This is a genomic window from Shouchella patagoniensis (assembly GCF_002019705.1).
GTDB classification, from domain to species: domain Bacteria; phylum Bacillota; class Bacilli; order Bacillales; family Bacillaceae_D; genus Shouchella; species Shouchella patagoniensis.
The window spans coordinates 2,406,401-2,419,680 of the sequence record NZ_KV917377.1; the positions used below are offsets into that span (position 1 = coordinate 2,406,401).

The 13,280-nt window shown below is 40.8% G+C and carries 11 protein-coding genes; 4 read left to right on the plus strand and 7 right to left on the minus strand.

The features are described 5' to 3' along the window. Positions 1 to 34: 34 nt before the first annotated feature. On the plus strand, positions 35 to 2,470 hold the full coding sequence (gene uvrA, locus BK584_RS12785; RefSeq protein WP_078392969.1) for an excinuclease ABC subunit UvrA: 2,436 nt from the start codon (positions 35 to 37) through the stop codon (positions 2,468 to 2,470). A 301-nt stretch (positions 2,471 to 2,771) separates the two neighbouring features. Beyond that, positions 2,772 to 3,701, plus strand: a complete 930-nt coding sequence (locus BK584_RS24905) for a hypothetical protein (protein WP_180320507.1) — start codon at positions 2,772 to 2,774, stop codon at positions 3,699 to 3,701. Between the two features lie 96 nt (positions 3,702 to 3,797). Here the strand turns inward: BK584_RS24905 and BK584_RS12795 are convergent, their stop codons facing one another. The 6 genes from BK584_RS12795 to BK584_RS12820 all read right to left on the minus strand — a co-directional run bounded on the left by BK584_RS12795 (position 3,798) and on the right by BK584_RS12820 (position 9,753). Then, the gene (locus tag BK584_RS12795) at positions 3,798 to 5,051 is read right to left on the minus strand and encodes an MFS transporter (RefSeq protein WP_078392970.1); all 1,254 of its coding nucleotides are present in this window, start codon (positions 5,049 to 5,051) and stop codon (positions 3,798 to 3,800) included. Next, the gene (locus BK584_RS12800) at positions 5,048 to 6,079 is read right to left on the minus strand and encodes an ArsR/SmtB family transcription factor (protein WP_245808852.1); all 1,032 of its coding nucleotides are present in this window, start codon (positions 6,077 to 6,079) and stop codon (positions 5,048 to 5,050) included. The genes BK584_RS12795 and BK584_RS12800 overlap by 4 nt, the downstream gene beginning before the upstream one ends. 449 nt (positions 6,080 to 6,528) lie before the next feature. Then, positions 6,529 to 7,197: a DNA alkylation repair protein gene (locus BK584_RS12805; RefSeq protein ID WP_078392971.1), complete on the minus strand. Its 669-nt coding sequence runs from the start codon at positions 7,195 to 7,197 to the stop codon at positions 6,529 to 6,531. A gap of 349 nt (positions 7,198 to 7,546) precedes the next feature. Continuing rightward, complete coding sequence (locus BK584_RS12810; RefSeq protein ID WP_078395587.1) at positions 7,547 to 8,317, minus strand: tyrosine-protein phosphatase; 771 nt, start codon at positions 8,315 to 8,317, stop codon at positions 7,547 to 7,549. An 18-nt stretch (positions 8,318 to 8,335) separates the two neighbouring features. Beyond that, positions 8,336 to 9,034, minus strand: a complete 699-nt coding sequence (locus tag BK584_RS12815; RefSeq protein ID WP_078392972.1) for a CpsD/CapB family tyrosine-protein kinase — start codon at positions 9,032 to 9,034, stop codon at positions 8,336 to 8,338. Between the two features lie 17 nt (positions 9,035 to 9,051). Further along, entirely contained in the window at positions 9,052 to 9,753 is a 702-nt protein-coding gene (locus BK584_RS12820; protein WP_078392973.1) for a YveK family protein, read from the minus strand. Between the two features lie 301 nt (positions 9,754 to 10,054). On the opposite strand from BK584_RS12820, the gene BK584_RS12825 reads away from it, so the two are divergent. Together BK584_RS12825 and BK584_RS12830 are read left to right on the plus strand one after the other, a co-directional pair. Then, positions 10,055 to 10,981 (plus strand): LCP family glycopolymer transferase, encoded by a 927-nt coding sequence (locus BK584_RS12825; RefSeq protein WP_078392974.1) that lies wholly within the window; start codon positions 10,055 to 10,057, stop codon positions 10,979 to 10,981. A 69-nt stretch (positions 10,982 to 11,050) separates the two neighbouring features. Beyond that, positions 11,051 to 11,536, plus strand: a complete 486-nt coding sequence (locus tag BK584_RS12830; RefSeq protein ID WP_078392975.1) for a tetratricopeptide repeat protein — start codon at positions 11,051 to 11,053, stop codon at positions 11,534 to 11,536. 110 nt (positions 11,537 to 11,646) lie between these two features. Here BK584_RS12830 and BK584_RS12835 read toward each other — a convergent pair whose 3' ends face one another. Continuing rightward, positions 11,647 to 13,275 (minus strand): gamma-glutamyltransferase family protein, encoded by a 1,629-nt coding sequence (locus BK584_RS12835; protein ID WP_078392976.1) that lies wholly within the window; start codon positions 13,273 to 13,275, stop codon positions 11,647 to 11,649. Positions 13,276 to 13,280: the final 5 nt, after the last annotated feature.

Below are 13,280 nucleotides of genomic sequence, written 5' to 3' on the forward strand. Positions count from 1 at the left end.
AAGTGGAGAAACTAAATGGTAGTAGGAGGTTTTTATGAACGGTATGATCAAAATTCGCGGTGCACGGGAAAATAATTTAAAAAATATCTCTTTGGATATACCAAAACATCAGTTGATTGTTGTCACAGGTCCTTCTGGATCTGGAAAATCAACACTCGCTCTAGACTTGTTGCAAAGAGAGTGCCAAAGACAGTACTTAGAATCTAGCGTCGGCTCGGCGGATTCAATTGCTAGACCTGATGTCGATTCAATTGATGGACTATCCCCATCAATTGGAGTGCATCAACAACAAGCCAATCGCAATCCTCGCTCAACCGTCGGAACGGTAACCGATTTGTATACGTATTTGCGTAATGTCTTTCAAAAAAGAGGTACGAGATTTTGTACATCATGTGGAACCTCAATCACTCCGCCTATTGATGATACAGTAGCGGTTTGTTGCTCAAACTGCGGCCAAAAACATGAACCTTTCACAAAAGCAGATTTTTCCTTTAACACTCCAAGTGGAGCCTGTCCTACATGTAGTGGTCTCGGTACAACAGTTGAAATTAAGAAATCAGCGGTATTTTCTTTTGATAAAAGCTTGGAAGAAGGCGCGATTTCCATATGGAATGGTGCTGTCCTAGCTTATTATACGTCCATTTATGAAGCAGCAAAAAAACACTACGGCCTTCCAAGTGATGCAAACAAACCTCTGTCCGAATACAGCGAAGCAGAAATGGATTTGTTAGCTTACGGTGTTGAAAGCAGTGAACTAAATAAGCATTTCCCTGGGATAAAGCCTCCTAAGACGGCCGCAAAAGGGAAATTTGAAGGGATCCTGACAGGAATGTGGCGCCGTTACCAAGAGAAAGGAGGCGAATCAAGTGAAGCACCCTACTTCATTCCGACTCGCTGTACCGATTGCCATGGTGACCGTCTAAAGCAAGAGACGCGAACCGTCATTGTATGCGGGCGTACCCTTCCCCAACTTTCAAATATTTCCTTACAGGAACTCTCTGAATGGATTACACATACCCAGAAACATTTCTCAGATGCAGACGATTCTCTTTTAAATTCAGTCCTCTATGACTTAAAAACAAAAGTAAACCGCATCCTTCATGTGGGTCTTGGTTATTTATCACTTGATCGTAACTCAGTCACTTTGTCAGGCGGTGAATCCCAACGCCTTCGACTCGCTTCCATTCTTGGGTCAGGCCTTACAGGTGTATTGTATTTACTTGATGAACCTACAGCAGGACTTCATCCCAAAGACACAGCTGGGCTTATTCATATCATGAAGCAACTACGTGATCTTGGTAACACGGTACTCGTCATTGAGCATGATCCACATGTTATCGCCGAAGCAGACCATGTCATAGATATTGGACCTGGGGCAGGACGGTTTGGTGGTGAAATCGTAGGACAAGGAACACTTGAACAACTTAAAAGTCAACCAACATCGATTACAGGTACTTACTTAAAAGAAGCAAGTTCACTTCAAGGAAGCAACCGAACCGGCAATGGTCATTGGGTTAAATTGATCGAGGCGTCTAAACACAATTTAAAAAATGTCACAACCGCAATTCCATTGCAGACGCTAGTCTCTATTTCTGGTGTATCTGGTTCAGGAAAATCAACCCTTGTGTTTGATGTGTTAGCTCAAGCAAAAGAGGACCATATCGATGGGTGTAGAATGATTGAAGGTGCAGAACAGATCCATTCCATTATTCAAGTGGGGCAAACTCCAATTAGCCGAATGCAACGTTCAAACATCGCCACTTTTATGGACTTGTTCACACAACTACGGAAAGTATTTGCAAATCACTCTGCGGCAAAAGCGGCGGGCTTTACAGCAAAGAGCTTTTCTTTTAATACTCCAGGAGGCAGATGTGACCGTTGCGAAGGACTTGGTGTTGTTGATTTAGATATGCATTTTCTTTCCCACCTTCAAGTTACGTGTCCCGTGTGCAAAGGGAAGAGATTCAAAGAAGAAGTGCTTGAAGTCACGTTTGAAGGCTATTCAATTGCCGATATGCTTGCCCTTCGAATTGAAGAAAGTTTATCTTTATTTACAAATCAAAAGAAACTCCATGACCTCTTAACCTTGTTATGTGAAGTCGGACTCGGTTACTTACAATGGGGACAGGCCTTAACCACTTTATCTGGTGGAGAAGCACAACGCATCAAGTTAGCAAAGGAATTAAGTAAGAAAACATCCGGACACACGATGTATTTGCTTGATGAGCCTTCAGCGGGTTTACACCCAACAGATATAAAAAAGTTATTTGTTTTAGTTAACAAACTTGTTGATGCAGGCAATACAGTCATAATGGTTGAACATAACATCGACTTAATTGCTGCATCTGATTGGGTAATTGATATGGGACCAGAAGGCGGAACTGCCGGTGGGACTGTCGTTGCAAGCGGTAAACCAGAAACCGTTGCCCAATCGAAAGCATCTTCGACTGCTGTTTTTTTACGTTCATAGATTGAGTCATTTTTGCTTGTCGGCACTGTCCGTCCATACGGAGACGTCGACAAGCTTTTTTTACTGCTAAGTGAGTGTACAGCTTCTTCACACATCCTTTTGTTTCTGCTCATTGAGTAACAGATCGTTTCTAGAAACCAACTTGCAAAAACAAACAACGATGTCTTCTCCTCACGAAGACCGTCGTAAACCGAAGGACCTAATTTATTTTTTTTTGCATGATTGCTTACTAAATTGGGTAACCACTTAATGAAAGAGCGACTCGAATATCTCATAGTAGAACAAGAAAGGAGAATGATTTTTGTTTTCACCATTTGACTGGCTTCGACTACTCATGTCTGCCCTTTTTATCCTCCCTCTTACAACCATCATACGTGAATCCGGCTATTATTTAGCGGCGAGTATTTTGGGGGGCACCAACAAAAAACTAATTATCGGTAGTGGTCCGATTTTATTTTCACTTAAAACCGTCGAAGTAAGACGCTACTTTTTTATGTACAGTTGGATGCAATACGACGAACTTCGTCCAAGCAATCGTTTTTGGCACGGGTTCATCTATGCTTCTCCTATTTTAACAACAGGTGTCTGTGCGTTTACTGTTAATTCGCTAATTCTCTCTGGAACGTTAGATAATAACATTTTCTGGAGCACCTTTATCTTTTATTGTTTTTATTTTATGTTGTTTGATGTGATTCCTGTTTACCTTCCAGATGGTCAGCCAACAAATGGTCGAGCCATTTTTGATTTAGTCTGGCACGGAGAACGCTCTGATTATCTTAAACAGAAAAAAGAAGAGAATGATGAAAGCACTGATAATGAACGAAGCAACACCGAGGAGCAAGAGGAGACGATGCAACACCGCGATCGTGCCGAAGAAGAACGTGGAGACCACATAGACCCGGAAAACGACGAAGATAGGACTGAATCTGACTCGTCCGATAATGAAGATACACCTGACCGCGGCTACACAGAAGCTCAAGAAGAAACGATTGAGAACCGCGATCGCGACGAAAAAGAACGTGGAGACCACACAGATCCGGATAACGATGAGAACAGTACTGAATCCGACTCGTCCGACTATGACAATACACACGACCGCAGCCAAACAGAAGCCCAAGAAGAAACAATGAAAAATCGTGATCGAGATGAAAAAGAACGTGGGGATCACACGAACCCCGAAAACGACGAAAGCCATAATCAGCCCAATCAAACGGATAAGCGTGACCGATAAGTAATGATTTGTATAAGCCTAGTCGCTATTGCCCTAGGCTTTTTGTTCTGAATGAAACCTACTAGCACTATAAATTCTGTTCGCACTTTATTCGTTTTAAATCACATTACTTTCCCGCTTCTCGTTTGAGCTTTGAACATCACTATGCCCTTTGTCTCCTTTGCCTTGATGATAAAATGCTTTCGCTAAATAATAGATACCAGGCAAAACAATGATACTTCCTGCAACAGCATAGGTTGAACGAGTCGTCAATCCGAGTGAAGTCCATGAGGCAAACAAGATCCCAAGTGGCATCGTTGCCCTAAAGATAAGAAGCCTAACCGCACTTATTTGGGCAAGTCGATTTCGTGGTGCCAGTCGTTGAAAAAGAGCAGCACTTTGGGCATTAAAGAGAGGAAAAGCAACCCCTCCAAAAAGTTCGCATCCCCATGCAAGCGGAACCGACTGCACAAAAAAGAGGAGAACAAAAGAAAGACCACCACACACCAATCCGATGTACATCATCACTTCCGTTTTCGGAACGTACGCGAGTAAAATCGTACCAAGAACATAACCCGCCGGAAAAGCAGCGGCAAATAACGCATACTCCCATTGTGCACCGTCAAGCTCCATTCGGATAAACGGAATGCTTAACACCATTGTTGCACCAACAGCAAATTGAACAGTGGATGAGAGCAAAGCAAGACGCAGCAATTGCGGTGCTCTGACAAAAGCGTTAAACCCATCTTTCATTTCAGAAATCCAAAATCGTTTTGACCAATTTGGTTTTAACTTCGTCCCGGTAGTTGGTATGTTAGCCAGGGCAAAATAACTAAGTACAAACAGTAGCGCGGACAGAATATACACCCCATGCATGGGCATGACCATCAATAACAAAGCGGTCACACCTGGAGCGAGCACACTCATAACCCTCAATGTGCCATCCAACACACCATTCGCTTCTACCAGTACCTTCTCTTCACAAATTTCGGGAAGGAGGGAAAAAGACAAACTCGCATAGATTGGAGCAAGTAAACCGAGCACACATTGCAGGGCAATTAACCCCGTAATGGTGAGTGCATCCACTCCCGATAAAAGGCTCAAGAAAGGAACAATGTACGCACATGCTCGAATCAGTTGGACTCTTCTTAGAACCGTTTCTTTGGCAACATAATTTAAAAACGGTGCACTAATCCCTTGCAACAGTAATGATGGGAGGAAATAGACAAGCCACAATGCTCCCATCCATTCCCTTGACCCTGTCAACTCAAATAAAATCAATCCATTAATAATCGCCGCTGCTGCTCCACCAAATTCAGAAATAACTTCTCCAGCCCATAACGCTTTAAATGAACGGGAAAAGCGACTCATTTCACCTCTCCTAAAAACTGCTCCAATTTCCTCGAAAATAAATCAACCTTTGCTGGATTTGCCCTGTACACTCCTTTATCTACTTTTATGAACCTTGCTGCTTTTAATAATGAAAGCTGATGATGGAGTGTCGTTTTAGACATCTTAAAACGTTCGCTTAATTCTGCCAGAGAAGCAGGACCTACATATAATTGATAGAGCAATTGTAATCGAATGTCATCCCCTAACGCTTTATGACCACGCACCAACTCATTTGAAGGCTTTCCTTTCTCCCGAAAATAATCTTCACTAAGGGGATAGAAAAACAATTTGGTTTCAGCAGATCTTTTTTCTAATACCCACGGACGATACGACACATGTGGAATTAACTTTATTGTCCATACACCTGGTTCAGGCAAATAACGTACACCCGTAATTCGTTCGATCTGTTCTTCCACATTTGCCTCCGCTAGTTGCTTATGCTGATCTTGTTCTTGTTTTAATAACTGCTGCCACTTACTCCAGTCTGGTTCAGCGGCAACTACCTTCTCCCAACCAAATAGAACAGAATCCATTAAATCCATTAGCTCTATTCTGGAATACCGACAAAGAGCCTCCACATAGCCTTCAAGGAATTCATGACTTGAAAAACAAGCTGCAAACTCTTTCCTTGCTGCTAACGAGTCAATCGCCTGCATCCGTAGTGCTTCCTCTTTGCGTGATTTATAAGGTAACATCACTTCATAAAAAGTATCGTTACTTAACTGTTTCATTCCGTTCGAAAATTGTTGAACTGTCTTCGCTGATAGCTTATCTTGAAGCATAATCAACCCTTGCCATACATTTGTTTGTTGGATAGTCTCTAAATCGCGCTTCAAAGAAGAAGTAATTTTTGCATTAGTCCAAGCCTGATCAAGTTCAAATGTATGTCGTAATTGCTTGTACGTAAAACCGGAAATGCTAAGAATCAATTCCCATACTGGTGATGTTTCGACGATTAACTCTGCTCGTTCCACCTCTTCAGGAACATAATGCATGTCCATGTCCATCTCCTTCGCCTCCAATTCGATTTACACACATTCTATAATATACGAATTTAAATTTCAATAATTTTCGAATTAATTAATGGATGTTTCTCTTCTCTAATTCCATATACTTGGCGGCGTTAGAAGGAGGAAGTAAAACGTCTGGGGGAGTTACTGCTAGGATAAATGCTCCTTATAATTTGAATTTCTCTATGCGTGATATTATCTTCATGTAATTAGACTAAATGTGATGCTAGTTCTCTGAATATATCTATTAAACTGTAAATACTCTTGCACTCTTTCACTTCTTTTCCAAAGGAGTGGCTACAGGCCTTACAATTACGAATTAGGAAATCCAAATATAAAAAAGTCTAATTTCTCGCTTTTAAAAGCGAGAAATTAGAAGCTTACTTTCAGATCCTGTCCATATTGAGGCTTTGAATTCCTTTATTTTCACATCTTTTCAGTGGTAACTAATTATTCATTCGTTTGTTAACTTCAATCGTAATGAACCCCGGCAAATAATTGGGAGTACATCCTTTTGATACCATTTCATCTTTGTAAAGACCCGTTTTCTCACCAAGTTTAATACAACGTGCTCGATACTTTTCATCATAAACGCCTATCCAGCCTGCGGTGAAATTCATAGCCCATTGAACTTCCGGTTCTTCCTCCGTAATTTTAGCTTCAATTGCAGATAGTAAGTCTGCGTTGTTATCAGGCGGTGTTTGTCCAGTCCATCTCAATCGCCCTTGAAAATACCAGAAAGCTCGCCTTTGAAGAGCAGAAGGACTATTTTCCCATAACTCCATCAATGCAATGTTCATCTTGTTTTTGGTGAGCTGATTAGCCATTAACCAATCCATTAAGTTATTTCGCTCATCAAATGTGTGTGTCTGCATATCCTTATCAAGCTTATTTAGTACATCTTGTGAAAGAAGTTTTTTGTCCATAATTAAGATTGCCAATAGTCTCGGCAAAAACTCTCCGCTTGACCAAAGTTCCATAGCTAGTTCGTGATCTTTTTTGATGTCCTTCGCGATTTTTCGTAAGTCGCCTAGTTTAGTTTTACTATTAATCTGAGTTAAAATGTTTTCTGCTTTTGATGAGCGTTTTATTTCTGTGCTTTTATTTTTATTCATATGACACAACTCCTTATTAAAGCACTGTTTCATAATATGTCTGGCGTGATATATCAATAACTAAATTTCGTTATAAGTCTTATTGCATACAATTGTACCATAACAATGTAAAAGGAGTGATTCATATCGCCGTTACTTATGTTACGGTTTTCCACTACTAGTGCTAAACTACATCTTCAACAATCTGGTCCGATTGTTGAACGAAATTTAAAAGCCAGTTATCATTATAAATGAACGTATCGCCATGCCAACTGATGATACGTATTCCCTATTGCTTTCTGGAAATTCAGAGGGCTTTTTTTATATAAAAAAACAGAAACCCGCTTACTGCAAGTCCCTGTTTTTATCGTTAAAACAAACCAAATCGTTTTTTCCTTTTCTTCACAACTCGTTCAGGCGGTTCAAGAAAAAGATGCTTATCACTCGCCAGTAACTGCGCATTTTCCTGAAACGCGTATGTATACGATTGTCCATACTCATCTTCAAGCAACGTAAACGCTTCTTGAATTCGAAACGTGCGATTAGCTAGATTATGGGCATCAGAAGCAAGAACATGTACTAAGTTTGCTTCAATTAATTGGCGACTAAACGTTCCAATTTCTTTGCCAAAATAGCCAGTTAAACTTGATGTTGTCAGCTGACCAAGCGCACCGTTCTTAATCAGTTCATATAATTTGTCGGGCGACTCTAAAAATACTTTATTTCGCTCCGGATGAGCAATAACGGGTATATACCCTTCTGAACTAACTTCGTAGAGCAGCCTTGTCGTATATGCTGGTATTTGATTAGTTGGTAATTCAATAAGGACATACTTGCTATTTGCCAAGCTTAACGCAGCACCTAACTTCAAGTCCTGGCGCATCTCTCCGTAAAGCCTAACTTCTTGGCCAGCTAGTACTTCTAGGGGGATGTCTTGCTTTATCAATTCTTTATTTAAGTTAGCAACCGCTTCAATAACTGAGGGCCCTTCATTCTGGAAGTTTGGATGTTGATGATGCGGTGTGGCAATAATCTTCGTTATGCCTTCTTCAACAGCTTTCTCTGCCATTAATAAACTGTCATCCAATGTCTTCGCGCCGTCATCAATTCCAGCAAGAATATGGCTATGAATATCAATCACGTGCACTCACTACTTCCTTTATTGATAATAATAATAAGTTTTTTCATCTACAGGTTTATTGTTTAATACCACACCTAAGAGATTCGCATTCGCTTTCAACAAGTTTGCTTTTGTTTTTTCCAACTCATCTCGATCCGTTCGTCCACTCGATGTCACAATAATCGTACCATCCACTTTATTTGATAGGATTTGCGCATCCGCAACAGCCATTACCGGTGGCGTATCAATAATAACGGAATCAAATACTTCTAATGCCTCTTGCAGCATAAGCTCCATCATTTTTGAGTTTAATAGTTCCGCTGGGTTTGGCGGGATTGGTCCACAAGTCAATAATGCCACATTTTCTATTTGTGTCTCTTGAATGACGTCCTGTAATTTCTGTTGGCGAGTCAACACATTTGTTAGTCCCCGGTTGTTCATTAAATTAAACGTATAATGAGCCGTTGGCTTTCGCATATCTGCATCGATTAATAAAACACTATGACCGTTTTGTCCCATGACAACAGCTAAGTTCGATGCCGTTGTTGATTTTCCTTCACCTGGCCCTGCAGAGGTGACTAGGATCGATTTCACTTCTTTATCAACAGCCGAATATGCAATATTTGTACGAATCGTCCGATACTGTTCTGTAATCGGTGAATGTCGATTCACGTCAGCAATCAATTGCCTTTTCTTTTGAATTTGCTTTTTGTTTCTTGACTTTTGCGCGCGTGCCATAACAATCTCCTACCTTTCTATGACGTCTTCTTTGACGAATCAATATTATCCATATTGGAGATTGCACCAAGCACAGGTAAACCAACAACCTTCTCAATATCTTTTTCATTTTTAATTGTTGTATCTAAATACTCAAGTAAAAATGAAAGACCAACTGCTGCCATCAGCCCTACTACAAAAGCAATTGCAATATTTAAGATAAGATTAGGACTAACAGGCGATGGACTTTCTCCTACTTCTGCTTCTGAGAGAATAGTGACGTTATCTTCCACACTATAAATCTCAGGAATTTGTTGTTGGAAGACGTTCGCAATGCGATTTACTAGCACAGTCGCTTCTTCTGGTGAAGGCGATTCTACAGTGACCAAGACAACTTGAGAGTTATTTTGGCTGCCAATCGAGATCATATTTTTTAATTCATTAACGGTTTGATCCAAGCCTTCTTCTTCAATCACTTGGTTTAAAATGATTGGACTAGTGATGATATCGCTATATGTATCAATAAGTTCAATATTTGTCCGTACATCAGCTTGTCGCAATTCGCCATTACCTACTGTTTGGTTCACTAACAATTGTGATTCCCGCTCATACATCGGTGTAATAAAAAAAGTGGTTGCTAGTGCACTAACAAGCATCGCCAGTAAAGGAATTAAGATGAGTATCTTCCATCGTTGCTTTAATGTTTGAAATATCTCTTTCAAACTAATTGTTTCTTCCATTCGTTTTATAACCTCCTAAAAACAGTGAAATCCATAACTCATCGAATTATATCATAATTTGCAGAATAATTTAGAATAAATCTGTCAGTTAATGCAATTTACATTTTTATTTCACTTTCTAAGGTCACAACTTCAGTTCAGCACATTGGTATAGTTTTCTTACTTAAAATTACAAAAAATAGTCCTTGTAGATTATCGAATCTTTCTTTATTCTATTAAGAAGAATCTTTTAATTCATGTCTCTTTGTTTGATAGATTGTTTCTCACATCATTTATCTTCTATTTAGAAAGGCGTTTTGTAATGAAAAAGAAACTCGCTTTAAAAGTAATCGGTCTTATCTTTGGGCTCGTATTCCTCGTTATTCTAGGTGTAGCTGCTTATTGGATTAACGATATCCGTACAACTGCAAACAACATGTATACGCCCCTTGAAAACCGCGAAGGTTCATCACCACTCCGTGAAAAAGCCGTTGCAGAAGGCGAACCACTATCCATCTTACTTGCAGGTGTGGACCACACACCAGGACGAGAAGAGGATGTTGTCGGCCGATCTGACACCATTGTATTAATGACGCTAAATCCAGCTGAAGGAACAACAAAAATGCTCTCGATTCCCCGTGATACACGGACTGAAATAGTCGGTCGAGGTACAACCGAAAAAATCAATCACGCTCATGCTTATGGCGATGCGCAAATGCTCATTGATACTGTAGAAAATGCCTTTGATATTCCAATTGATCATTATGCAAGCATTAATATGGAAGGATTCACGCGTCTCATTAATGCTTTTGGCGGAGTCAACGTTTACAATGATTTGAGTTTTTCTATGAATGGTACACAGTTTAACGAAGGAAATATCCACTTAAACGGTGAAGATGCATTACTCTATTCCCGTATGCGTTATGAAGATCCTCGTGGCGATGCAGGACGTGCCAACCGCCAGCGCGACATCATTGAAGCGTTAATGGATGAAGCAGCTTCGCTTAGTTCCATTACAAAGGCCGGAGAAATTTTAGATGTGTTAGACACGACCGTACGCACTGATTTATCCCTAGGCGATATGTGGTCTTATCAATCTGACTACCGTGCCGCACTTAATGAGATTGAACAAATTGAAATTAGTTACACGGGTCAAACAATTGACTCCCTCTGGTATGCGATTGTTGCTGACGAAGAAAAAGCACGCGTCCGCAATGAGATGCGTAGCCATTTAGAGCTAGACGTTTAAACAACTACGCCCACTTTTCATTACGAAAGAGGGGCGTTTTCTTTTTATAACAAGATAGGAGGTTTTCTGATGCCCACTCTGGCAGATGCATTGACACTTCGAAGGAAAGGAGATCTGGAACAGTCAAATACAGTCATTGGTCAGCTTGTCGATGACGAACCAACAAATGCCGTCCTTCACTACCAATATGCTTGGAGTTTTGACATTTTAGGAAAAGAAGCAAAAGCAGCACCACATTATGAACAAGCGATTCAACTCGGACTTAGCGGCAAAGACCTTGAAGGAGCTTACTTAGGACTTGGGAGTACTTACCGCACACTTGGACAGTATGACCAAGCGATTCAGACGTTTACGAATGGGCTTAAATCGTTTCCAGATAACAAGGCCCTACACACATTTCTTGCGATGGCATTATATAATACAAACCGGCATGCCGAAGCAATGGAGCTGTTATTAAACGCACTCGCCTTCACTTCAAATGACCCCAACATCCAAGAGTACAAAAAAGCGATTCTTTTTTATTCCGACAAACTTGACCAAACGTGGATGGACTAATCGTCCAGATGATTACTAGTTATACGACTCTCTTTTACGCTTCTGTATTATAAAATGATTTTTTCGCATGAAAAAACCTTTAGATCGTCGTATCTAAAGGTTTTGTTTTTTTATTTGGATTGCTTTTTCCATTCGCCATTACGCCTGCTATCGGAAGCCCCGTCCAATTCTCTATCTGCCTTATTGTAAGAGAGCGCTTGGATGCCTCCAAAATACATCGCAAATGTATTGATTTCCACATCATAGCCTAACTGAGCAAGCTCTTGGTACGTCCCTGTTGAAAAAGACGCTTCCATTTGCAACTCCTCATCCTCCATATAAAAACGAGGCGCATCAACTGCATCTTGTAAACTCTCTCCAAGCATCACATGGCGAATTAATGTCTGAGATAACACCGCTGGAATTCGGCGTCCACCAGGTGAGCCAATACCAATGACCTCATCTTCATTTGCCAAAATAGTTGGCGCCATGAAACTTCGAGGGCGCTTACCTGGCTCATACAAATTTGGACTACTTTCTGACTTGCTAAAATTGGTCAGAGCATTGTTCAAAAAGAATCCTTCTTCCACGTACTCCCCGGTACCAAAAAAGTTTCCAATTGTATTCGTTGTTGATACCATCATGCCAGATGCATCAACTACTACAAAATGAGTTGTATGTGAATAATCTTGTTCTTCTGCTTCTGTGTCATTCGTGCGGTTGCTTTTAAAAATAGCTTCCTTACGATTCTCCAACAATTGATCTGTATAAGCCCTGTTCGTCTGTTCTTCAGTGCTGATTTGTGCATAATCAGAATCAGCGATATGGTACAACCGTTGTTCATAAGCTGTTTTTGATAACTCACCAACCAACTTCACAAAATCAGGTTCATCTGCTTGTCTAATGTCCCCTTCAATCGCTTCAGCCATCTGTAACGATTGAATAACTGTAATACCAGAGAGTGGTGGTGTGGCAGAGTACACATCATAGCCCATAAAACGCCCTTGCACCGCATCGGCGTGTTTAGACTCATAATTTTCGAGGTCATCTGCATGAAATGCACTTGTTTGTTTTGCGACCGCTTCTCCTAATTGGCCATTGTATAATTCATCAGCGCCGCCATCTCGAATCACTTTAAGCGTTGCTGCTAACTCCTTTTGAACAAGCAAATCTCCTTCTTGTATTGGTTCTCCGTTAATAAAAAAAGGACCAGCCTCTCCCCTTTTGACCCTGCCGCTATTAATTGCAGCATTTAATCGTTTTTCCAAATACTTGTCTACTGTAAATCCTTTTTCAGCAAGAGGAATGATCTGATCGAGCAAATTCCTCATTGGAAGTGATCCCTCCGCACGATGAATGTCCTCCATTCCCTTTGCAAATCCAGGCACTCCAGTAAGAGATTGTTGTGTTTCGAATGAATTTGGTGCTGTCTCTCGGTACTGCTGGACAAAAGGGGTGTTGCCGTCTTCATAGACGAGCATCTCGCCACCGCCTCCAAGACCAGAACCGTATGGCTCAACAACAGAAAGGGCATAAGAGATAGCGACTGCAGCGTCAACTGCGTTGCCGCCTGCTTCAAGCACGTCAAGTCCAATTTGTGTAGCTAAAGGATGACTAGCACTCACTCCATATTCACCATACATCTCTTTTCCCTCTCGCTCTCTCGTATGCTCGTTCATCGGTTCATCCCCTGTTTGATAGAAATAAAAGATTCCAGCGGCAACCAGTAACAAAACTAGGATAAGAATCGGTTTTTTCATAGTAA